The following is a 20,346-nucleotide window of genomic DNA, read 5'->3' as shown; positions in this document are numbered from 1 at the left end:
CCGGTAAACGATTCCGGTTTGCGCTGTTTCAAATCGTCTGTATCAATGCGCTGCAACAAATGAGGAAACTGTGGGAGGGACCATGTCCGACCTGTTCGATGTCAGCCGCGAGGTGATCCTGATCACCGGCGCGAGCCAGGGACTCGGGCGGCAGTTCGCGCGGGTTCTATCGGCGCATGGCGCCGCCGTTGCGCTCGCGGCGCGCCAGACCGGCAAGCTCAAGGCGCTGGAGGAGGAGATCAGGGCGAGGGGTGGTCGCGCCGCCGCGGTCGAGATGGACGTGACCAGCACGACGTCGATCGCCAGGGGCATGGATGTCGCCGAAGCCGCGCTCGGGCCCATCACGGTGCTGATCAACAACGCCGGCATCGCGGTGGAGAAGCTCGCGGTCGAGCAGAGCGAGGCGGATTGGGACGCCGTGATCGGCGCCAATCTGAAGGGCGCCTATTTCGCCGCAACCGAAGCGGCGCGGCGCATGACGGCGCGCAAGGCCGGCGGCAACATCATCAACATCGCCTCGGTGCTCGGCTTCAGCGTCGTCAAGTTCATCTCGCCTTATGCGATCTCCAAGGCCGGCGTGGTGCAGGCGACCAAGGCGCTGGCGCTGGAGCTTGCGGCGAGCGGCATCCGCGTCAACGCACTGGCGCCCGGCTATATCGACACCGACATCAATCGCGACGTCTGGGAGACGCCTGCGGGCGAGAAGCTGATCAAGCGCATCCCGCAGCGGCGCGTCGGCCATGAGAGCGATCTCGACGGCGCAATCCTGCTGCTGGCGTCCAGCGCCTCGCGCTACATGACCGGCAGCGTTGTCACGGTGGACGGCGGCTTCCTACTGACGTGAGGCCCGGCTGATCGGCAGGTTGATTTCCTTCGATGGCGAGCGGTCTCAGCCTTTCAGCTCGCCCTTGATCATGTCGGCGGCCTTCTCGCCGATCATGATGGTCGGCGCATTGGTGTTGCCGCCGATCAGGGTCGGCATGATCGAGGCGTCGACCACGCGCAGGCCGGAGAGACCATGCACCTTCAACTTGGGATCGACGACGGCGAGTGGATCGTCGACGCCCATCTTGCAGGTGCCGACAGGATGGTAGACCGTATCGACGCGGGCGCGCATGACGGCGCGAATGTCGTCGTCGGTCCTGACGTCCGGCGTGAACAGGTCGCGCTTGCCGAGGCTGCGCATCGCCGGCGTCTGCATCAGCCGCAGCGTGGTCTTGTAGCCGGCCACCATGGTTTCGAGATCGTCGGCCTCGCCCAGGAAGTTGGGATCGATCAGCGGCGCGGCGAGCGGATCGGCATTCCTCAAACCGACCGTGCCGCGGCTCTTCGGTCGCAGCAGACAGAAATGGCAGGAGAAGCCGTTGCCATGGCGCTTGCGGCCGTGATCGTCGGTGACGGCCATGCCGAAATGCAGCTGGATGTCGGGGATGTCGAGATCGGGCCGCGTCTTCAGGAAGCCGCCGCATTCGGCGAAGTTCGAGGTCAGGACGCCGCGGCGCTCGCGGCGATATTGGCCGATGCCCGCCAGCAGCCGACGCAGGCCTTTCGGCGACAGGGAAGAGAAGTTGGGGTTGTCGGAGGTGTGGGCGAAGATGAAATCCGGATGGTCCTGCAGGTTCTGTCCGACACCCGGCAGATGGTGGACGCTGGCGATGCCGAGCCGCGCCAGTGCAGTTGCGTCGCCGACGCCTGAAAGCATCAGCAATTGCGGGGTCTGGAACGCGCCGGAGGCGAGGATCACTTCGCGCCGGCAGCGGATCTCCTTGAGCTCCTTGCCCTGGCGATACTTCACGCCGACCGCGCGCTTGCCCTCGAACAGGATCATCGAGGCATGCGCCGATGTCTCGACTCGCAGGTTGCTGCGGCTGCCGAGATGCGGCTGGATGTAGGCCCGCGCCGCGCTCCAGCGCTCGCCATTGGCTTGCGTGACTTGATAGAGCCCGAGCCCTTCCTGCGTCTCGGCATTGAAGTCGTCGCGGATCGGAAACTGCGCTTCGCGCGCGGCCTGGAGGAAAATCTCGTGCACGGGATTGTCGGTCCTCAGCCGGTTGACGGGCAGCGGTCCTGATCGGCCATGATACTCGCCGTCGAACTCGGCATTGTTCTCGGAGCGCTTGAAGTATGGCAGTACGTCGTCATACGACCATCCGGTATTGCCGAGTGCAGCCCAATGATCGTAGTCGGCGCGGTGGCCGCGGATGTAGACCATGGCGTTGATCGCCGAGGAGCCGCCGAGCCCGCGGCCGCGCGGCTGATAGCCGATGCGCCCGTCGAGGCCCTTCTGCGGCACCGTGGTGAACGACCAGTTGTTCACGGGCCCCGCGACCATCAGGAACAGCATGTAGGGCGTGGTCACGATCCAGTTGTCGTTGCGTCCCCCGGCGTCGAGCAGCGCCACGGATGTCGCCGGATCTTCCGACAAGCGGCCAGCAACCGTTGCGCCGCCGCTGCCGCCGCCCACGACGATGAAATCGACCTCGTCCGTCACGCGTCTCTCCCTGATGTTGTCTTGCTTGTTGTTTGAATGTCATTCCAAGGGCGGCGCCGCGCACAGCTGGCGAAACCATTGGGTTAGGCTTGCACCCCATCATCTCGGGGTTCCGGGTTCGCACTTTGCGCGCCCCGGAATGACGATTGGTGTGGCTAGGACAGGAATCGCAGCAGCTTTTCGATTCGGGCGATGCTGGCGCCGTAGGGAGGATAGAGATCCTTCATGCGGTTGAAGGGCGAGCGGTAGAATACCGGCTTCAGCTTGCTGAAGCTGTTGAAGCCCCATTCGCCGTGATAGTGGCCGATGCCGGAGGCGCCGACGCCGCCCATCGGCTGGTTCATCTGCGCAAAATGCAGCAGGCAGTCGTTGATGGTGACGCCGCCGGAGACGGTGCGCGCCAGCACCGTATCACGGGCCGCAGCGTCAGTGCCGAACCAGTACAGCGCGAGCGGCCGGTCGTGGGCGCTGATGTGGCGGATCACCTCGTCGGACTGGCGATAGGTCATGATGGGCAGCAGGGGACCGAAGATCTCCTCCTGCATGATCGCCATGTCCGGGGTTGCACCGACCACGACGGTCGGTGGAAATTTCCGCAGCTTCTTCCAGGCCGGATCTTCCGGACTGGTCGTGCTCAGCGTCTTGGCGCCGCGCGCGATCGCGTCGCGCAGCAATCCTTCCAGCCGGGCATAGTGCCGCTCGGAGATGATCGACGTGTAGTCGGCATTGGCCGGGTTGGTGCCGAACATCTGCAGCATCTGCCGGTGCAGCTTGCCCGCGAATGCGTCCGCGTGCTGTTCGGGCACGAACACGTAGTCCGGCGCGATGCAGGTCTGGCCGGCGTTGAGCAGCTTGGCATAGGCGATCCGCTCCGCGGCTTCGTCGATGTCGGCGGAGACGTCGACGATGGTCGGTGACTTGCCGCCGAGCTCGAGCGTCACCGGGGTCAGGTTGCGCCCGGCGGCCTCAGCGACGATGCGGCCGACGCGGGTCGAGCCGGTGAAGACCAGATGATCGAACGGCAACGCGGCAAAGGTCTCCGCGACGCCGTCGTCGATGCCGGTGACGATGAGCTGGGTCGGGTCGAAATTCGCCGCGATCAGCTCCTTGAGCAGCGCGGAGAAGTGCGGCGTCAGCTCGCTCGGCTTGATCATGACCCGGTTGCCGGCGGCGAGCGCGCCGATTGCCGGCGCCAGCGTGAGCTGCAACGGGTAATTCCACGGCGCGATGATGCCGACCACGCCGAGCGGCTGCGGAATCAGGCGGTTGCGCGCCGGCCAGAACTGCAGCGCGGTGGCGATGCGCCGCGGCGCCATCCAGCGCGGCAGCACCTTGAGCGTGTGCCTGATCTCGGCCTGCAGGAACAGCGTTTCGGCAATCGTGGTCTCGACGGCGCAGCGGTGGCCGAAATCGGCCGAGATCGCCTGCTCCAGGCGCTTCTCGTTGTCCGACAGCATCGCTCGCAGCCGCTTCAGGCCGTCGAGCCGCGCCGCGAGGGCGGGTGGAGGCGCATTGCGGGAGGCCTCGACCTGCGCCTGGAACGCGTCGTCGAGCGCCGAGAGGGCTGGGCTCTTCAGGGACTGGTCCATGGACGTCTCCTCGCGTGTACCGCGGCCGCGTGCAGGGCCGTCATTCTGGTTGGCCTAAAGCTGCCGCGTTGCGGAACCCTTGGCAAGCACGGCATCGGTTTTGCGCCGCCTGGCGGTAGTGTAGAGCCAAGCCGTTTGGCGGGTGTGTGGTTCGTCGATCCCTGCCGCCGCCCTTCGAGGAACTTTGTCGTTGTTCCCAGCCTGGGCCGTGCGCCTCATGCTGGCGGGCAAACAGGCCGATCTCATAAGAGATTGGATTATCGATGTAATTCGAGCAACGAGGCTCGTAGCAGGCGGTGTCACAATCCGGCAAAAAAACTTGCGGAAAGCCCTTTCCAAACCGGCCTCGCATTGGTACATACCGCCCGCACCCGATGGCCGACCCGGCCGGCGGGCTCAAGCCTTCTCAGGAAGCCTTTGGGATGGATCGGCAGCGCCTCAGGCGTCTGCCAGGACCGCCCCGTGCTTCTCTGAAGGTGACGCACAAGTTAACGCGGGGTGGAGCAGCCCGGTAGCTCGTCAGGCTCATAACCTGAAGGTCATAGGTTCAAATCCTATCCCCGCAACCATTGAGACCGAAACTCCCGTAGCCGATGAGGCTGCGGGAGTTTTGGTTTGTGCCGCTTCCTCCCTGTGAGCTGCTGTGCAGCTGAGGACAGTACCGTCTCCCCATGAAGCGTGGCATCGGAAGATCCGGGAATGATCACCAGGACGGCGGGCACACGACCATGTGAGCCGGCAGACAATCTGCGAAGCTCGCGTTGAACTGAAGTATTGAGGCAACGGCGAAATCCACAATCCGTCTGCCTGCGGTACAACGCCATTGCCCTGGCGTGGGGGCAAGCTTGCGCATTGCGAGAGCGCAGCCACCGTCACGATGTCAGACGCAACAGATTGCGCACGGCGGGGCGCCATTCTCCGGTCATGGTGTATTCGAGGCCGAGCCGTGCGCCGCAGGTGATCGCCAGCATCGTCAGCGGCGCCGAGACCGCCAGCGTCGAGAATGCCGACAGGCCCTGTCCGATGGTGCAGCCCATCGACATGATGCCGCCGGTGCCCATCAGCAGCGCGCCGGTCATGTGACGCTTCAGCTCGCGCGCGTCATCGCAGGCTTCCCAGCGGAAGACGCGCGAAAACATTGCCGCGACGAACGAGCCCAGGATCACGCCGGCGACGGAGCCGATCGCAAAGTCGGCCCGGCTGCCGGACAGCGTGGCGATGTAGAGCACGGTATTGCCGAGCGGGGCAACGAAGGTCAGGGATGCCACGCGCGCCGGATCGAAATCGTCATTGCCGAGCCAGCTGGTAGCGAACCAGCCGAACGCCACCGCACAGCCTACGGCGAGGCCGGAGAGCAGCAGGCGCGGCGATCTCACGAGGCGCCCGTCGGCCAATGCCCAGGCCGCGAGCGCGACCGCTGCGACGGAAACGGTTGCCGGCCGCGCATATGAGCCAAGTGCGGGCGACAGCAGCATATCCATGCCCTGGGTCATCGTTTCGGGCAGGCGTATGGAGAGCGGCTCGATCAGCGAGATGCGCAGGAATCCCGTGAGCCCGCGCATCGCGGCCAGGGCTGACACGCCCAGCACCAGAAACACGACGATGGCGCGCAGATCACCGCCGCCGATACGGACCAGCGTCCCGAAGCCGCAGGTGCCGACCAGGGCCATCCCGATGCCGAACGACAGGCCGCCGAGGATGGCGCCGCCGAGCGGAATGGACGACGTCAAGTAGATCGAGCGCGACAGGTCGATCAGGCCGAAGCTGGCGAGCAACTGGGTTGCGACCAGCGCGACCGCGGCCGCCAGCGCGAAGGATTTGAGTCGTCGGGTATCGGCGCCGAAGAACGCGTCCTCCAGCATCGCGAGCGTACAGAAGCGGCCGGCGCGACCGGCGACGCCGAGAACGGCGCCCGCGAGCAGCCCACACATGAACGTCAGTGCTGATGGGCTGAGCATTCCTCTCCGACATCCTCGTTGGCTTCCCGGCATTGTGCGCCAGGAACGGCGGGGACGCCAGACCTCTCGCGCCGCTACAGGGCGCGCCGATGCGAAGCCCGAGACCGCGAGGGCCAACCTGTCAGCGGCGGCGCTTGCGGACCGGCTCGCAATAGACGTCGTAGATCGCCGTCAGGATCTTGCGGACATCTTCGCTCGCAAGGCTGTAGTAGATCGTCTTGCCGTCGCGCCGCGTCGTGACCAGCCGGTCGAGCCTGAGACGGGCGAGCTGCTGCGAGACGGTCGACTGCCGCTCGCCCAGGAACTGCTCGAGTTCGGTGACGGATTTTTCGCCTTCGGCGAGGATGCAGAGCAGCAAAAGCCGGGACTCGTGGGACAGCGCCTTCAGCATCTCGCTGGCTTCCCGCGCCTTCTCGATCATCTGCTCGAGCTCGGCAGAGGTTTCGATGTCCTTCAACTTCGGCAGCGGCATGAATTCTGAATCCCTCGGTTGGCGTCAGGAGCGGGCCGGAGCCCCGCTTGTAGCATTCATTATGCGGCCGAGCAGCCCAAAGAAGAAGGCATCGCCGGGATAACCGCGGATGCGTCCGATCTCGCGGCCCTGCTCGACCACCACGAAGGTCGGGGTGAACGCTCCCGGATCGATGCCGGAAAGATCCGTCGGCAGCGGCTTGGCAAGGTCGACCCGTCGCAGCGGCAGCGCGCGCCCTTCGTCGGTCTTGTCGTAGATCGGACCGATTTCTGCGTTGAAGCGGGCGCACCAGCCGCAGCCCGGACGTTCGAACATCACGAGCTCGGAGGCGAACGCCGGGGCCGAGAGGCAAATGCCGGTCACCACCGCCCCTGCGAGCGTTGCGAATCCGCGCGATGCACTTCTGCTGGACATGCCGAGATCCTCTCTGGACTTGTCGGTCAATCTATCATTAAATTCGAATATGTACTAGTGCGCGATTTCCGAATCCTGCCCGGCAGGCCGGGCACGCGGCGCTGGCCGACCGGGAGGAAAGATGGATCTCGACGTCACGCTGGGCGCCGCGCTGGCCGCGGGTCTGTTGTCGTTTCTGTCACCGTGCATTCTGCCGCTGGTCCCGCCGTTCCTGTGCTACATGGCCGGTGTCTCGGCGGCCGACGCGATCGGCGAAACCAGCATGGCCCAGCGGCGGCGGACGGTGCTGACGGCGCTGTGCTTCGTCGGCGGTTTTTCGCTGGTGTTCGTCGGTCTTGGTGCCACCGCCTCGGTGTTCGGGCGGTTCATCGCCGGCCATCTCAGCCAGCTCGGCATCCTCGCTGGCCTCGTCATCATCACGATGGGGCTGCATTTCCTCGGGGTGCTCCGGATTCCGCTGCTGTACCGGAGCGCGACGATCGACGTCGGAAGCAAGCCGGCCGGTCTGCTCGGTGCGTTCGTGATGGGACTTGCCTTCGCCTTCGGCTGGACGCCGTGTGCGGGGCCGGTCCTTGCCGCCGTGCTGATGATGGCCGGCGCGGAGGCGACGGTCGGCAAGGGCGCGCTGCTGCTCGCCGCCTACTCGGTCGGGACCGGCATCCCGTTCCTGATCGCCGCGGCCTTCACGGGGCAGTTCATGACCATGCTCAAGAGCATCAAGCCGCATCTCCCCCTGGTCGAGAAGACGATGGGCGGCTTTCTCGTCCTGACCGGCGCGGCCTTTCTCGCCGGCGTGATCCCGCGGATGTCGGAATGGATCTTCGAGCGCTTTCCGTCGCTCGCCACCATCGGCTGATCAGCCGAAGCGGAAGTCCAATAGATTGACGAAGGACTGCAGCTCGATCTCATAGCGATGCACCAGGCCGGCGTCGCTCTCGCGCGCAGCGCGGCCGATTTCGCCGGCGCTCGTCGTGGCGCCGTCGATCAGGCGGCGGAATTCGGCCTGGCGCGCCACATCGGGCGCGGCGAGGCCGTTGCAGCGTTGCAGTCGGTCGCGCAGCGCTGTGCCGGCCTGGACGACCTCGCCAGGCTCGGCCTTGCCCGCTGCGAACCGCGCAGCTGCGTTGCGCAACGCGTCCATGACGGGCGACAGCTCGAACACGCAATCGCTGAGCTCGACCACGCCGGCGTCCTGCCTCAGGGCGTGAAGCGACCGGCGCAACGCGGCAATGGCCGCCGCAGCGCGCGCGCCGTCACCTGCGGTCAGCGCTTCGTCCGCCTGCTTCAGGCGATCGTTTCCGGTGGCGATCAGCTCTGCAAAGGATTTGGCCGAATAGGGCGCATTGGAGCGCTCGGCGAGCCGGCTGAGCCTGGCCCAGGCGATCCGGGCGTCGTCGAGCTCGATCTGCGCCAGACCCACATTGCCGGTGCGGCCATAGCTCGCGGCTGTGCGCAGGCTGGCCATCGCCGAGCGCATGAAGGCAGCAACGTCCGCGTTCTCTTCGGCGTGCCCACGGACGCCATGCGTGAGGCATGACAGCACGAGCGACAGCATGATGACGCGGCGCAGCATCGAATGTCCTTTTCACATTCTGTTATTCGAATATCATGTATCGAAATTCCGTGGACTTGGCAAAGTGGACTTGGCAAAGCGCGCGAGCAGGCTGATGACGACGAACCGGACGATGACGCGGCGCGATCTGGTTGCGCTGCTGCCTGCGGCGGCCGTCGGCCTGGCGTCAGCGCCGGCGCAGGCCGACGCGGCGCTCGGCGACGACGGGCTCTATCACCAGTCCTGGTTTCTCAACAGCTTCCTGGATCTGCGCGAGGATCTCGAAAGCGCGGCGTCGGAAGGCAAGCGGCTTGCGATCATGTGGGAGCTGCGCGGCTGCCCGTATTGCCGCGAGACTCATCTGGTGAACTTTGCCGACCAAGGGATCACGGACTACATCCGTGCCAATTTCGAAGTGCTGCAGCTCAACCTGCTCGGCGCGCGCAAGGTGATCGACTTCGACGGCAAGGAGTTCACCGAGAAGGAGCTCGCCGAGCGTTACGCGATCCGCTTCACGCCGACGTTCCAGTTCTTTCCGCCATCGGCCGAGGGCGTCTCTGCGAAGGAGCCGCTCGCGCGCGAGGTGGCTCGCGCGCCGGGCTATCTCAAGCCGCCGCATTTCCTCGCAATGTTCCGCTTCGTGCGCGACAAGGCCTATGAGCGCGGCACATTCCGCGACTATCTCGCTTCGACCAAGGGTTGAGTGCACTGCGGCATCGAAATACGCTTGACACCAATCACATTATCAAATCATAATTCTTGAATATGATGGATCGTAAGTCCGTCGTGTCATCGTAAGGCGAGGGGACGCCTCGTCGGTCAGGGTGGAAACATGCGCCGTTTGATTCCGGCCGCCTTGCTCTGCGTGTTGCTGTCGGCAGCCGCGCGAGGTGACGAGCCGATCAGGCTCGATGTCGTCGACTATGCCATTCCGAAATCGTTGACGGGCGCGCCCGGCAATGCCGATGCCGGCAAGAAAGTGTTCTTGACGCGGACGCTGGGCAATTGTCTCGCCTGCCATCAGGTGTCGTCGCTGAAGTCGGAAGAGTTTCACGGCGAGTTCGGTCCGTCGCTCGACGGCGTCGTGACCCGCTACAACACGGCGCAGTTGCGCCTGATCGTCGCCGATCCCAAGCGCATCTTCACCGATACGGTGATGCCCGCCTTCTACAAGAACGACGGACTCAATCGCGTCAGGCCTGAGTTCGTCGGCAAATCCGTTCTCACCGCCGCGCAGGTCGAGGACGTCGTCGCCTTTCTCGAAACATTGAAATAACCGCCTCTGGAGGATGATGCATGGGCGCAATCAACAGACGACAGGCGTTCCTTCTCGGCGGCGGTTTCGTCGCCCTGACGGTGCTGCCGATGGCCGCCAACGCCGAGCCGAGCAACGACGCGGCCGAGATGATCAAGAAGTTCACCGGCGGCAAGGAAGCGGCCAAGGGCAAGATCACGCTCGATCTGCCTGAGATCGCCGAGAACGGCAACACGGTGCCGCTCGCGCTCTCGGTCGAAAGCCCGATGACCGCCGAGAACTACGTCAAGGAAGTGCTGTTCGTGGCCGACGGCAATCCGAACGCCGGCGTCGCCACGCTGATGTTCACGCCGATGTCCGGCAAGGCCGAGGCGTCGATCCGCATCCGTCTGGCGCAGACCCAGAACGTGATCGCGGTCGCGAAGATGAGCGACGGCTCGCTCTTCACGGAGCGCAAGACCGTCAAGGTCACCATCGGCGGCTGCGGCGGCTGAGACAGGGGAGAGACGAACATGGCAGACAAGCCGCGCATCAAGCTTCCGAAGGAAGCCAAGAAGGGCGAGATCATCCAGATCAAGACGCTGGTCTCGCATCTGATGGAATCGGGTCAGCGCAAGGATGCGCAGGGCAAGCCGATCCCACGCAAGATCATCAACAAGTTTACCTGCGAGTTCAACGGCAAGCCGGTGTTCTCCTGCGCGCTGGAGCCGGCGATCTCGGCCAACCCGTACATCCAGTTCGACGCAAGGATCGACGAGGAAGGCACGTTCAAGTTCGCCTGGACGGACGATGATGGCTCAGTCGTGACGGCCGAAGAGAAGATCGCGTTGAAGGCCTGATCGGCCGCGTGTGATCGCTAGGAGGAGTGACGGATGTCCATTCGCTACGGTTCTCTCGCCGTCCTGGCTTCGGCCGCGCTGGCTCTGTCGGCAGCCGCGACGTTCGGCCAGGAGGCCGAACGGAAGGGCATTCCGGCGCCTCCCGGTCACGTCTTCAAGACCATCATCTCGGGCTATCAGTTCCGCACCAAGGAAACGCGCGCGCTCCAGGATGACGACCTGGAGAATCCCGGCTTCCTCGCGGTGGAGCGGGCCGCCGACGTCTGGAAGACGGTCGACGGCAGCGAAGGCAAGTCGTGCATGAGCTGCCATGGCGAGGCGGAAAAGACGATGAAGGGCGTCGGCGCCGCCATGCCCAAATGGAGCGATAAGCTCAACAAGCCGGTCAATCTCGAGCAGCAGATCAACATCTGCCGCACCGAGCACATGAAGGCGCAGCCCTGGGCCTTCAAGTCGAAGGAACTGACGGACATGACGGCGTTCGTCCGCTACCAGTCGCGCGGCATGCCGGTGGCGGTGAAGACCGACGGTCCGATGTCGCCATGGTTCGAGAAGGGCAAGGAGATCTACTATACGCGGGTCGGGCAGCTCGATCTTGCCTGCGCGTCCTGCCACGAGAAGAACAACGGCAAGTTCATGCGCGCCGATTTTCTGAGCCAAGGCCAGACCAACGGCTTTCCGACCTACCGGCTGCGCGATCAGCGCCTGATCCCGCTGCATGAACGGTTCGAGGGCTGCATGTTCGACGTTCGCGGCGTGCCCTACAAGCCGCTGTCGGACGAGTTCCTCGCGCTCGAAGTCTACGTCGCCTGGCGCGGCATCGGGCTGCCCGTCGAGACACCGTCGGTCCGCAACTAGCCGCGGACACAAGGAAGATACATCATGATATCGCGTCGCGAATTCGTTCAGGTCGCATTGGCGGCGGCTGCCTTGACGGGTGGCTCCGGTCTTGCGGGTGCGACCCGCGCCTTTGCTCAGCAGAAGCTGACCGAGAAGGAGCTGCTGGCGTTCGATCCGGTCGGCAACGTCACCTTGGTGCATGTCACCGACATCCACGGCCAGCTGATGCCGCTGTATTTCCGCGAGCCGTCGACCAATCTCGGCGTCGGCGACGCCAAGGGCCAGCCGCCGCATGTCACCGGCAAGGATTTCCTCACCCGCTTCGGCATCGCGCCGGGCTCGTCGTCGGCCTATGCGCTGACCTCGGAGGATTTCGAGGCGCTCGCCAAGACCTACGGGCGGATCGGCGGGCTCGACCGCGCCGCCACCGTCATCAAGGCCATCCGCGCCGAGCGCGGCGACAAGGTCGTGCTGCTCGATGGCGGTGATACTTGGCAGGGATCATGGTCGTCGCTGAAGACCCGCGGCCAGGACATGATCGACTGCATGGCGCTGCTGAAGCCGGATGCGATGACGGGGCATTGGGAGTTCACCTACGGCACCGAGCGCGTCAAGCAGGCGGTCGATGGTCTCGGCTTTCCGTTCCTCGGCCTCAACATCCGCGACACCGAATGGAACGAGCCGGCGTTCGAAGCCTCGGCGATGATCGAGCGCGGCGGCGTCAAGATCGCGGTGCTCGGCCAGGCCTTCCCGTATACGCCGGTCGCCAATCCCCGCTGGATGATTCCGAACTGGTCGTTCGGCGTGCGCGAGGAGGATGTTCAGACCCAGGTCGACAAGGCGCGCAAGGACGGCGCCGGCCTCGTGGTGCTGCTGTCACACAACGGCTTCGACGTCGACCGCAAGCTGGCCAGCCGCGTCAAGGGTCTCGACGTCATTCTCACGGGTCACACCCATGATGCGCTGCCCGAGGCCGTGAAGGTCGGCAAGACGCTGCTGATCGCGTCGGGCTCCTCCGGCAAGTTCGTCTCGCGGCTCGATCTCGACGTCAAGGACGGCGAGGTGAAGGGCTATCGTTACAAGCTGATCCCGCTGTTCTCCGACGTGATCACGCCCGATCCGGCGATGGCGGCCAAGATCGCCGAGGTGCGCAAGCCGTTTGCCGCCGATCTCGCCCGCCCGCTGGGCCGGACCGAGACGCTGCTGTATCGCCGCGGCAATTTCAACGGCACGTTCGATGACCTCATCTGCCAGGCGCTGCTGCAGGAGCGCGATGCGGAGATCGCGCTGTCGCCGGGCTTCCGCTGGGGCACCAGCGTGATGCCGGGCCAGGACATCACCTTCGAGGACGTCACCAACGCCACCGCGATCACCTATCCGGCCGTCTATCGCATGGGCATGACCGGCACGCGGCTGAAGGAGATCATCGAGGACGTCGCCGACAACCTGTTCAACGTCGACCCCTACTACCAGCAGGGCGGCGACATGGTCCGCATCGGCGGCATGTCCTACGCCATCGACGTCAACAAGCCGCAGGGGCAGCGGATCTCCGACATGCGCCTGATCAAGACCGGCGCGGCGATCGATCCGTCGCGCGAGTATCAGGTCGCTGGATGGGCCAGCGTCAACGAGGGCACCCAGGGACCGCCGATCTGGGAGGTCGTGTCGAGCTATCTGCAGCGTCAGAAAACCGTTCGTCTCGAGCCCAACCGGGCCGTCAAAGTCTCCGGAGTGTGACGACGATGTCCAAGGACAAACTACTTTCCTCAGCCCCACGCGCGTCGCGCCGTGGTTTCCTGACTGCGGCAGGCGGTCTTGCCGCCACGGCGCTGGCCTCGCAGGCGCGTGCCGGCGCCGGCAATCCCGCCAACCAGCCGCCGAACGTGCCGGAATGGACGCGCACCCTCGGCGAGGGCGTCGCTGTGCGCCCCTACGGCAAGCCGTCGAAGTTCGAGAAGGACGTCGTCCGCCGCGACGTCGAATGGCTGACGGCTTCGCGCGAATCCTCGGTCAGCTTCACGCCGCTGCATGAGCTCGAAGGCATCATCACGCCGAACGGGCTGTGCTTCGAACGCCATCACGGCGGTGTGGCCGACGTCGATCCGGCCGATCACCGGTTGATGATCCATGGCCTGGTCGAGCGACCGCTGCTGCTGACGCTCGACGAGCTCAAGCGCTACCCGCGCGTCAACCGCATCCACTTCATGGAATGCGCCGCCAATTCCGGCATGGAGTGGCGCGGCGCCCAGCTCAATGGCTGCCAGTTCACGCATGGCATGATCCACTGCGTGCAATATACCGGCGTCTCGCTGCGCACCCTGCTGGAGGAGGCCGGCGTCAAGACCAACGGCAAATGGCTGTTGGTGGAGGGCGCCGACTCCGCGTCGATGGATCGCAGCCTGCCGATCGAGAAGGCGCTCGACGACTGCATCATCGCCTACAAGATGAATGGCGAGGCGCTGTATCCCGAGCAGGGCTATCCGATGCGCCTGGTCGTGCCGGGATGGCAGGGCAATCTCTGGGTCAAATGGCTGCGCCGCATCAAGGTCGGCGACCAGCCCTGGCACACCCGCGAGGAAACCTCGAAGTACACGGACCTTTTGCCGAATGGCAAGGCGCGGCGCTTCACCTGGGCGATGGATGCCAAGTCGGTGATCACCAGCCCGAGCCCGCAGGCGCCGATCAAGCATGGCAAGGGCTTTACGATCGTCTCGGGACTGGCGTGGTCGGGCAACGGCAAGGTCAGGCGCGTCGACGTGTCGCTCGATGGCGGTCGCAACTGGTGGCCGGCGCGGATCGACGGCCCGGTGCTCGACAAGGCGCTGACCCGCTTCTACTACGAGTTCGACTGGAACGGCGAGCCGCTGCTGCTGCAGTCGCGGGTGCAGGACGAGACCGGCTACGTCCAGCCGTCCAAGGCCGAGCTGCGCAAGGTCCGCGGCTACAACTCCATCTATCACAACAATGGCATCCAGACCTGGCACGTGCAGGCAAACGGTGAGGTCGAGAATGTCGAGGTCGCCTAAGCTCATCATTGCCGCTGCGGCGCTGGCAACACTTGCGGGCTCGGTGGCATTCGCCGGCGGTCCGAGCGAGAAGACCGAGGCCAAAACCGAGGCCAAGCCGCCGCAGCGCTTCAACATCGGCCGCGCGCCGAGCGCCGAGGAGATCCGCGGCTGGGACATCGACGTGCGTCCGGACGGGCAGGGGCTGCCAGTCGGCAAGGGCACCGTCGCCCAGGGCGAGAAGCTGTTCATGGACAATTGCGCCAGCTGCCATGGCGAATTCGGCGAGGGTGCCGGCCGCTGGCCGGTGCTCGCCGGCGGCAAGGGATCGCTGACATCAGACAATCCGGTCAAGACGGTCGGCTCCTACTGGCCCTACGCCTCGACGCTGTTCGACTACGTCCGCCACGCGATGCCGTTCGGCAGCCCGCAGTCGCTGAAGGTCGACGAGTACTACGCGCTGGTTGCCTATGTGCTCTATCTGAACGACGTGATCACCGATCAGAACTTCGAGTTGAGCAACAGCAATCTCGCCACGATCAAGATGCCGAACGAGGGCGGGTTCATCATGGATGACCGGAGCACGAGCGAGAAGGCGTTCTGGCAGAAGGATCCGTGCATGAAGAACTGCATCGCGCCGGTCAAGATCACCGGACGCGCGACAGCGGTCGACGTCACGCCGGAAGACAAGGACGGCAAGCCGCGAGGCGTCGAGTGAGGATTGCCGGATGCAGCCGCCGCCAGATGCTGTTGGCGGCCGCATCCGTCGCCCTGGCCGGAAGCGGGGTTGCGTCCATCGCCACTGCAGCCGAGCCACACAGGCTCGCGTTGCAGATCAGCGACGAGGATCCGGCCAAGATGCGTGCGGTGCTCGACGTGGCCGCGAATGTCTCCCGCCACTATTCGGGCGAGGGCGCGGAGGTCGAGATCGTGATCGTCGCCTTCAATGGCGGCCTCGACATGTTGCTGGCCGACCGCTCGCCGGTGAAGGAGCGGGTGCTCGGCTTCGCCAAGTCGATGCCCAATGTGAGCTTCATCGCCTGCGGCAACACCTTGGAGACGCTCGCGAGCAAGGAGGGACGGCAGCCGCCTCTGCTCGACGGCGTCACTGTCGTCAAGACCGGGGTCGCGACCCTGCTGGAGCTGTCCGAGAAGAACTGGACGATCGTGCGTCCCTGAAGGAATTTGCGATGCGGTGGTGGCTGGCTCTCGTCCTCTCGTTCATTGCGTCGATCGCCTTCGCGGCCGAGGAGCCGCGCGAGCTCGCGATCGGCGGGCGTACGGCGCTCGGCACGCTCCGGCTGCCGGCGCAGTCGGGACCGGATGTGCCGCTGGTGCTGATGACGCACGGCACGCTCGCGCACAAGGACATGGAGACCATCCAGGGTCTGTCCAAGGCGTTGGCCGAGCGGGGCATCGCCTCGCTCGCGCACAATCTCGTGCTCGGCCTCGATCGCCGCACCGGCATGTACGATTGCGCCAAGCCCCATGACTATGCGCCTGACGATGCGATCGCCGAGATCGCCGCCTGGCTGAGCGAAGCGCGCGAGACCTCGTCGCACGTCTTCGTGCTCGGACATTCGCGCGGCGCCAATCAGCTCGCGCGCTATCTGGTCGCCAATCCCAAGGCCGCGATCGACGGTGTGATCCTGCTGGCGCCGGCGACGGCGAGCATCGAGACCGGCTTGAGAGACGCCTATGCGGAGAGCTACGGTCAGCGATTGGCGCCGCTGCTCGACAAGGCTGAGGCCGCGATCGCCGCCGGGCGCGGCGGTGATTGGATGTCGGTGCCGGGCTTCATCTATTGCCGCGATGCCAAGGTGACGGCGCGCGCATTCGCAGCATTCTATCGCGCCGACCGGCGCCAGGATACGGCGGCGCTGATCGCCGACGTGAGCCTGCCGGTTCTGGTGCTTGCGGCAGCGCAAGACAAGACGGTACCGGACGTGGCAGCGTCGTTCGCGCCGCTGGCGTCACGCGCCGGCAGCCGTGTCCGATTGGAGACGATTGACGACGCAGATCACTTCTTTCGCGATCTCGCCGCCGAGGATGCCGCTGATCGCATCGCAGGATTCATTGCAGCCACGCGTTAGGAGTCACCATGGAACGTCGATCTTTGATGCAAGCTGGTCTTGCCAGTGTGTTTGGAATCTTCGGTGTCAGCCGCGCACGCGCGGCGACGGAGTCTCCGCGCCAGCGCGTCGCCTATCATCTCGCCGATCAGGACCGCGCCCTGTTCGTTCTCGGCAACCTCCAGAATCACGTCGATGGCACCGGAGGACCTGGACGCGCAGACATTCGCCTGGTGATCCACGGTCCGGGCTTGCGGGCCTTTCATGCGATTTCGGCCGACCAGACCATCTCGGCTCTGGCCGAGCGCCTCATGAAGGCCGGCGTCGGCTTCGAGGCCTGTGCCAACACCATGAAGGCGCAAGGCGTGAAGCTCGACGATCTCTTGCCAGGCTTCGCGGTGGCGGAGAAGGGCGGCGTCGTGCGTCTCACCGAGCTGCAGCAGAGTGGATACGCCTATCTGCGCCCGTGACGGGCGCATGCGTCCTTGCCGATGCCGCCCGGTATGTTGAGCGGCAGGCCTGAACGACGGGAGCGCCTGTGCTCACCGCATTGATCGACCTTCTGGGTGAGGAGCTGGTGTCGCTGCTTTGCGGGCTCGCGGCCGGCGGCGCGTTCGGCTTCTTCGCCCAGCGCAGCCGCTTCTGCCTGCGGGCGGCCACGGTCGAGTTCGCGCGCGGGCAGGGCGGTCCGCGGCTGGCGGTATGGCTCCTCACCTTCGCCTCGGCGCTGCTGGGCACCCAGGCACTGGTGGCGATGGGCCTGCTCGACGTCTCCGAAGCGCGCCAGCTGGCGCAGCAGGGCAGCATTTCCGGCGCGATGATCGGCGGCACCCTGTTCGGCTGCGGCATGATCCTGGCGCGCGGCTGTGCCAGCCGTCTGCTGGTGCTCTCGGCCAACGGCAATTTGCGGGCGCTGCTGTCCGGCCTGATCTTCGCGGTGACGGCGCAGTCCGCCTATCGCGGCCTGCTCGCGCCGGCACGCGAGTGGCTCACCAATCTTTGGCTCGTCGACGGCGGACCGTCGCGCGACATCATGAGCCTGTTCGGCGGTGGCACGCCCGAGAAGCTCGGCTTCGGCATGCTGTGGTTCCTGGCCGGGCTCGCCGCCGTGTCGAAGTTTCAGGTCGGCCCGAAGATCCTGCGCGCGGCGGTGGCCGCGGGTGCGGCGGTCGCCGGGGGCTGGCTCCTCACCTATCAGCTCGGCCAGGCCTCGTTCTCGCCGGTGCCGCTGAAGAGCCTCACATTCAGCGGTCCTTCGGCGGAACTGCTGATGCAGGTGCTCGCCAGCCCGCAGCTGAAGCCGGGCTTCGATCTCGGCATCATTCCGGGCGTGTTCATCGGCTCGTTCGTTGCGGCCGCGCTGGCGCGCGAACTCAATCTCGAAGGCTTCTCGGATGGGCGCGGCATGCGCCGCTACATGATCGGCGCCGTCCTGATGGGATTCGGCGCCATGCTGGCGGGCGGCTGCGCCGTCGGCGCCGGCGTGACGGGGGCATCGGTGTTTGCGCTCACAGCGTGGATCGTGCTCGGTGGCATGTGGTTGGGTGCGGCCGTCACCGATTTTGTCGTCGACCGCTGGCTGTTCGCCGCCAAGCCGGCGCAGAGCCCGGTTCAGTCGCCCTCCGTCATGCCTTCATGAGACATCTTGCGGAAGCGAGCCTGCTTCTGCTGAGCGGCATTGAAAATGCAGCGTCAAAGAGCAGCATCCATGAATCTCCGGGACCTGTCTGTCACAGGCTCGTCGACGCCTGGCGTGTCGGCGCACTCCAAGCCTTTGACAAAAACATTGTCTGATCAGATCGGATCGAACCCGAAGACACGTGTCTTTGCGTCGTTCACGCCGGAGCGCAGATCGCGTAGTCCGCGGGTCGACCACAGGAGATGCGCGCCGAACAGGGCATTCGGACCATCGCGCCCGAACATGACGTTGGTAGATCCCAGTCTCGAGATCCCGCTCGTTAACCAATTTGCGAAGGTCGAGTGTTACCGTCGCGAGGGGTACGGCGCAATCATGCGGCGGACCGATACGAATCGCCGGGACTACGAAAGGCACGCGAGATGTCGCAACTCTCCATTCGAGCAAAAATGGCGGCCGTCATTGCGCTGCTGCTGCTGGCGATGACCATCGTCGGATTGCTGGCCGTCCGCGGCATGCAGACAATCAACACGCATACCGAACAGATCGCCAAGAACTGGCTGCCGAGCGTGCGCGTGCTCGGCGAGTTGCGTTCGGCGATCAATCTCAATCGGGCGCAGCTCCGAGCCTACATGACGGCTGATACGACTGAGGAGAAGGACAATCTCGACCGCAACATGAAGGCAACGCTCGCCGTCATTGCGACGGCGCGCCGCTCCTATGAGGCGATGATCTCGTCTTCCGAGGAGCGCAGCCTGTTCGAGAGCTGGTCGCGGGGCTGGGAGCAATATGTCAAGGCTGCCGATGGTGTGCTCGAGGTGCTGCGCGCAGGGAACGGCAATGCGACCAAGCAGGCAAGCGATCTGTTCAACAAGACGGTCCGGGGCGTCGCCAATCAGTCGGACGAATATCTTCGAAAGCTGATTGACCTCAACAATCGTGGCGCCGACGCCGAGACGAAGATCGCCGCGGATGGCTATGCCGAGGCATTTGCATTGATGTCGACGGTCATCGTCCTTGCCGTTCTCGCCGGCATCGGCGTCGGAAGCTGGTTCGTTCGCGATATTTCCCGGTGCATCGCTTCCATCATCAGGCCGATGCAGGCGCTCGGTGAGGGCAACCTGGCGACGGAGATCCCCTATCGCGGCCAGAAGACCGAAGTAGGCATGATGGCCGACGCCCTGGAGGTCTTCAAGACCGCCTTGATTGCGAAGAAGCAAGCCGACGATATCGCTTCGAGAGAGGCAGAGGTGAAACTGGAACGCGGCCGGCGGCTCGACGAGATCACTGGCCGCTTCGAGGCCGTGGTCGGCGAGATCGTCGACACCGTGTCCACGGCATCGAGCACTTTGGAAGGTCACGCCGGCGGGCTCAGCAACACGGCGAGCCGTGCACAGAACCTGGCCACGTCCGTCACCGCGGCTTCCGAGGAAGCCTGCGCAAATGTGCAGTCGGTGGCATCTGCGACCGAGGAGCTCTCCGCGTCCGTCAACGAGATCAGCAGGCAAGTCCAGGATTCGGCCCAGATGGCCAATGAGGCGGTGGCGCAGGCCCGCAAGACCAATGAACAGGTCAGCGAGCTTTCGAAGTCCGCTGCCCGCATCGGCGACGTCGTCGAGCTGATCAATACGATTGCCGGACAGACCAACCTGCTCGCGCTGAATGCAACGATCGAGGCCGCGCGCGCCGGCGAAGCCGGCCGCGGATTTGCCGTGGTCGCATCCGAGGTCAAGGCGCTTGCCGAGCAGACGGCGAAGGCCACCGGCGAGATCGGCCAGCAGATCTCCGGCATCCAGTCCGCCACCCAGCAATCGGTCGGTGCGATCCGCGACATCAGCATCACCATCGAGAAACTGCAGGAGATTTCGTCGACGATCGCATCGGCCGTGGAGCAGCAGGGCGCTGCCACGCAGGAGATCTCGCGCAACGTCCAGCACGCGGCGGCGGGAACGCAGCAGGTCTCAGCCAACGTTGCGGATGTGCAGCGCGGCGCCGTCGATACCGGAACCGCGGCTTCCCAGGTTCTGTCCGCCGCGAAATCGCTGGCCGACGACAGTGCCAGACTGAGCATGGAAGTGAAGAAGTTCATCGCCGGCGTGAGAGCCGCCTAGGGTTCGTAGCGACTGAGAGCCGCGCAGATCCGATCTCGCCGCCATTTCGGCCGGCCCGCGTCGGGTGTGCTGACAGGTGCGCCGGCCACGCTGCCATCGCTTCTGCGGTGGC

General features: G+C 65.1%; 22 protein-coding genes and 1 tRNA gene. 16 read left to right on the top strand and 7 right to left on the bottom strand.

What is annotated here, in order from left to right:
• Positions 1-82 precede the first annotated feature (82 nt).
• Positions 83-844 carry an SDR family oxidoreductase gene (locus tag QX135_RS10605; RefSeq protein ID WP_316179623.1) on the top strand — a complete coding sequence of 254 codons (762 nt, stop codon included), beginning with the start codon at positions 83-85 and terminating at the stop codon, positions 842-844.
• Positions 845-889: 45 nt separating this feature from the next.
• Here QX135_RS10605 and QX135_RS10600 read toward each other — a convergent pair whose 3' ends face one another.
• Positions 890-2,491, bottom strand: coding sequence for a GMC family oxidoreductase (locus tag QX135_RS10600; protein ID WP_316179625.1), 1,602 nt, complete (start codon positions 2,489-2,491; stop codon positions 890-892).
• Positions 2,492-2,646: 155 nt separating this feature from the next.
• Positions 2,647-4,080: a coniferyl aldehyde dehydrogenase gene (locus QX135_RS10595; protein ID WP_316179627.1), complete on the bottom strand. Its 1,434-nt coding sequence runs from the start codon at positions 4,078-4,080 to the stop codon at positions 2,647-2,649.
• Between the two features lie 492 nt (positions 4,081-4,572).
• Here QX135_RS10595 and QX135_RS10590 point away from each other — a divergent pair.
• Positions 4,573-4,649, top strand: a tRNA-Met gene (locus tag QX135_RS10590).
• A 303-nt stretch (positions 4,650-4,952) separates the two neighbouring features.
• Here QX135_RS10590 and QX135_RS10585 read toward each other — a convergent pair.
• From QX135_RS10585 to QX135_RS10575, 3 genes are all read right to left on the bottom strand, one after another.
• Entirely contained in the window at positions 4,953-6,038 is a 1,086-nt protein-coding gene (locus tag QX135_RS10585; RefSeq protein ID WP_315736267.1) for a YeeE/YedE family protein, read from the bottom strand.
• 121 nt (positions 6,039-6,159) lie between these two features.
• On the bottom strand, positions 6,160-6,510 hold the full coding sequence (locus QX135_RS10580) for a metalloregulator ArsR/SmtB family transcription factor (RefSeq protein WP_315755991.1): 351 nt from the start codon (positions 6,508-6,510) through the stop codon (positions 6,160-6,162).
• Positions 6,511-6,534: 24 nt separating this feature from the next.
• On the bottom strand, positions 6,535-6,924 hold the full coding sequence (locus QX135_RS10575; RefSeq protein ID WP_315737028.1) for a thioredoxin: 390 nt from the start codon (positions 6,922-6,924) through the stop codon (positions 6,535-6,537).
• A gap of 121 nt (positions 6,925-7,045) precedes the next feature.
• On the opposite strand from QX135_RS10575, the gene QX135_RS10570 reads away from it, so the two are divergent.
• The gene (locus QX135_RS10570; protein WP_315736268.1) at positions 7,046-7,780 is read left to right on the top strand and encodes a cytochrome c biogenesis CcdA family protein; all 735 of its coding nucleotides are present in this window, start codon (positions 7,046-7,048) and stop codon (positions 7,778-7,780) included.
• Here QX135_RS10570 and QX135_RS10565 read toward each other — a convergent pair whose 3' ends face one another.
• Positions 7,781-8,497, bottom strand: a complete 717-nt coding sequence (locus QX135_RS10565) for a hypothetical protein (protein ID WP_315736269.1) — start codon at positions 8,495-8,497, stop codon at positions 7,781-7,783. It lies immediately after the preceding gene.
• A gap of 94 nt (positions 8,498-8,591) precedes the next feature.
• Between QX135_RS10565 and QX135_RS10560 the strand changes: the two genes are divergently transcribed.
• The 12 genes from QX135_RS10560 (at position 8,592) to QX135_RS10505 (ending at position 18,126) form a co-directional block, all read left to right on the top strand.
• Positions 8,592-9,179: a thioredoxin family protein gene (locus QX135_RS10560; RefSeq protein ID WP_315736270.1), complete on the top strand. Its 588-nt coding sequence runs from the start codon at positions 8,592-8,594 to the stop codon at positions 9,177-9,179.
• A 129-nt stretch (positions 9,180-9,308) separates the two neighbouring features.
• Positions 9,309-9,752: a sulfur oxidation c-type cytochrome SoxX gene (gene soxX / locus QX135_RS10555; RefSeq protein ID WP_316179629.1), complete on the top strand. Its 444-nt coding sequence runs from the start codon at positions 9,309-9,311 to the stop codon at positions 9,750-9,752.
• A gap of 20 nt (positions 9,753-9,772) precedes the next feature.
• Positions 9,773-10,225, top strand: coding sequence for a thiosulfate oxidation carrier protein SoxY (soxY, locus tag QX135_RS10550; RefSeq protein ID WP_315718310.1), 453 nt, complete (start codon positions 9,773-9,775; stop codon positions 10,223-10,225).
• Between the two features lie 18 nt (positions 10,226-10,243).
• Positions 10,244-10,570, top strand: a complete 327-nt coding sequence (gene soxZ, locus QX135_RS10545) for a thiosulfate oxidation carrier complex protein SoxZ (RefSeq protein WP_315718309.1) — start codon at positions 10,244-10,246, stop codon at positions 10,568-10,570.
• Between the two features lie 33 nt (positions 10,571-10,603).
• Positions 10,604-11,428, top strand: coding sequence for a sulfur oxidation c-type cytochrome SoxA (gene soxA, locus QX135_RS10540; protein WP_315755997.1), 825 nt, complete (start codon positions 10,604-10,606; stop codon positions 11,426-11,428).
• 24 nt (positions 11,429-11,452) lie between these two features.
• Positions 11,453-13,147, top strand: a complete 1,695-nt coding sequence (gene soxB, locus QX135_RS10535; RefSeq protein ID WP_316179632.1) for a thiosulfohydrolase SoxB — start codon at positions 11,453-11,455, stop codon at positions 13,145-13,147.
• Between the two features lie 5 nt (positions 13,148-13,152).
• Complete coding sequence (soxC, locus tag QX135_RS10530; protein WP_316179635.1) at positions 13,153-14,436, top strand: sulfite dehydrogenase; 1,284 nt, start codon at positions 13,153-13,155, stop codon at positions 14,434-14,436.
• Positions 14,375-15,133 carry a cytochrome c gene (locus tag QX135_RS10525; protein ID WP_315778329.1) on the top strand — a complete coding sequence of 253 codons (759 nt, stop codon included), beginning with the start codon at positions 14,375-14,377 and terminating at the stop codon, positions 15,131-15,133. The genes soxC and QX135_RS10525 overlap by 62 nt, the downstream gene beginning before the upstream one ends.
• A 26-nt stretch (positions 15,134-15,159) precedes the next feature.
• Positions 15,160-15,594 carry a hypothetical protein gene (locus QX135_RS10520; protein WP_315718331.1) on the top strand — a complete coding sequence of 145 codons (435 nt, stop codon included), beginning with the start codon at positions 15,160-15,162 and terminating at the stop codon, positions 15,592-15,594.
• An 11-nt stretch (positions 15,595-15,605) separates the two neighbouring features.
• A complete protein-coding gene (locus tag QX135_RS10515) occupies positions 15,606-16,508 on the top strand; it encodes an alpha/beta hydrolase (protein ID WP_315783129.1) in 903 nt (300 codons plus the stop codon).
• Positions 16,509-16,516: 8 nt separating this feature from the next.
• Positions 16,517-16,957, top strand: coding sequence for a DsrE family protein (locus QX135_RS10510; protein ID WP_409997641.1), 441 nt, complete (start codon positions 16,517-16,519; stop codon positions 16,955-16,957).
• Between the two features lie 68 nt (positions 16,958-17,025).
• Entirely contained in the window at positions 17,026-18,126 is a 1,101-nt protein-coding gene (locus QX135_RS10505; RefSeq protein ID WP_315783131.1) for a YeeE/YedE family protein, read from the top strand.
• A gap of 155 nt (positions 18,127-18,281) precedes the next feature.
• Here the strand turns inward: QX135_RS10505 and QX135_RS10500 are convergent, their stop codons facing one another.
• A complete protein-coding gene (locus QX135_RS10500; protein WP_316160749.1) occupies positions 18,282-18,410 on the bottom strand; it encodes a hypothetical protein in 129 nt (42 codons plus the stop codon).
• 135 nt (positions 18,411-18,545) lie between these two features.
• Here QX135_RS10500 and QX135_RS10495 point away from each other — a divergent pair, with 135 nt between their 5' ends.
• Positions 18,546-20,234, top strand: coding sequence for a methyl-accepting chemotaxis protein (locus tag QX135_RS10495; RefSeq protein ID WP_316179638.1), 1,689 nt, complete (start codon positions 18,546-18,548; stop codon positions 20,232-20,234).
• Positions 20,235-20,346: the final 112 nt, after the last annotated feature.

It is taken from the genome of Bradyrhizobium sp. SZCCHNR1098, from assembly GCF_032489375.1.
Classification (GTDB): domain Bacteria; phylum Pseudomonadota; class Alphaproteobacteria; order Rhizobiales; family Xanthobacteraceae; genus Bradyrhizobium.
This window is presented reverse-complemented; position numbering and strand designations above follow the sequence as displayed.

Bases quoted from the DNA above. Each gene is read 5' to 3' on its own strand.
- QX135_RS10605 (WP_316179623.1), top strand. From the start codon at position 83: ATGTCCGACCTGTTCGATGTCAGCCGCGAGGTGATCCTGATCACCGGC.
- QX135_RS10595 (WP_316179627.1), bottom strand. From the start codon at position 4,080: ATGGACCAGTCCCTGAAGAGCCCAGCCCTCTCGGCGCTCGACGACGCG.
- QX135_RS10585 (WP_315736267.1), bottom strand. From the start codon at position 6,038: ATGCTCAGCCCATCAGCACTGACGTTCATGTGTGGGCTGCTCGCGGGC.
- QX135_RS10580 (WP_315755991.1), bottom strand. From the start codon at position 6,510: ATGCCGCTGCCGAAGTTGAAGGACATCGAAACCTCTGCCGAGCTCGAG.
- QX135_RS10575 (WP_315737028.1), bottom strand. From the start codon at position 6,924: ATGTCCAGCAGAAGTGCATCGCGCGGATTCGCAACGCTCGCAGGGGCG.
- QX135_RS10570 (WP_315736268.1), top strand. From the start codon at position 7,046: ATGGATCTCGACGTCACGCTGGGCGCCGCGCTGGCCGCGGGTCTGTTG.
- QX135_RS10565 (WP_315736269.1), bottom strand. From the start codon at position 8,497: ATGCTGCGCCGCGTCATCATGCTGTCGCTCGTGCTGTCATGCCTCACG.
- QX135_RS10560 (WP_315736270.1), top strand. From the start codon at position 8,592: ATGACGACGAACCGGACGATGACGCGGCGCGATCTGGTTGCGCTGCTG.
- soxX (WP_316179629.1), top strand. From the start codon at position 9,309: ATGCGCCGTTTGATTCCGGCCGCCTTGCTCTGCGTGTTGCTGTCGGCA.
- soxY (WP_315718310.1), top strand. From the start codon at position 9,773: ATGGGCGCAATCAACAGACGACAGGCGTTCCTTCTCGGCGGCGGTTTC.
- soxZ (WP_315718309.1), top strand. From the start codon at position 10,244: ATGGCAGACAAGCCGCGCATCAAGCTTCCGAAGGAAGCCAAGAAGGGC.
- soxA (WP_315755997.1), top strand. From the start codon at position 10,604: ATGTCCATTCGCTACGGTTCTCTCGCCGTCCTGGCTTCGGCCGCGCTG.
- soxB (WP_316179632.1), top strand. From the start codon at position 11,453: ATGATATCGCGTCGCGAATTCGTTCAGGTCGCATTGGCGGCGGCTGCC.
- soxC (WP_316179635.1), top strand. From the start codon at position 13,153: ATGTCCAAGGACAAACTACTTTCCTCAGCCCCACGCGCGTCGCGCCGT.
- QX135_RS10525 (WP_315778329.1), top strand. From the start codon at position 14,375: ATGGCATCCAGACCTGGCACGTGCAGGCAAACGGTGAGGTCGAGAATG.
- QX135_RS10520 (WP_315718331.1), top strand. From the start codon at position 15,160: ATGCTGTTGGCGGCCGCATCCGTCGCCCTGGCCGGAAGCGGGGTTGCG.
- QX135_RS10515 (WP_315783129.1), top strand. From the start codon at position 15,606: ATGCGGTGGTGGCTGGCTCTCGTCCTCTCGTTCATTGCGTCGATCGCC.
- QX135_RS10510 (WP_409997641.1), top strand. From the start codon at position 16,517: ATGGAACGTCGATCTTTGATGCAAGCTGGTCTTGCCAGTGTGTTTGGA.
- QX135_RS10500 (WP_316160749.1), bottom strand. From the start codon at position 18,410: ATGTTCGGGCGCGATGGTCCGAATGCCCTGTTCGGCGCGCATCTCCTG.
- QX135_RS10495 (WP_316179638.1), top strand. From the start codon at position 18,546: ATGTCGCAACTCTCCATTCGAGCAAAAATGGCGGCCGTCATTGCGCTG.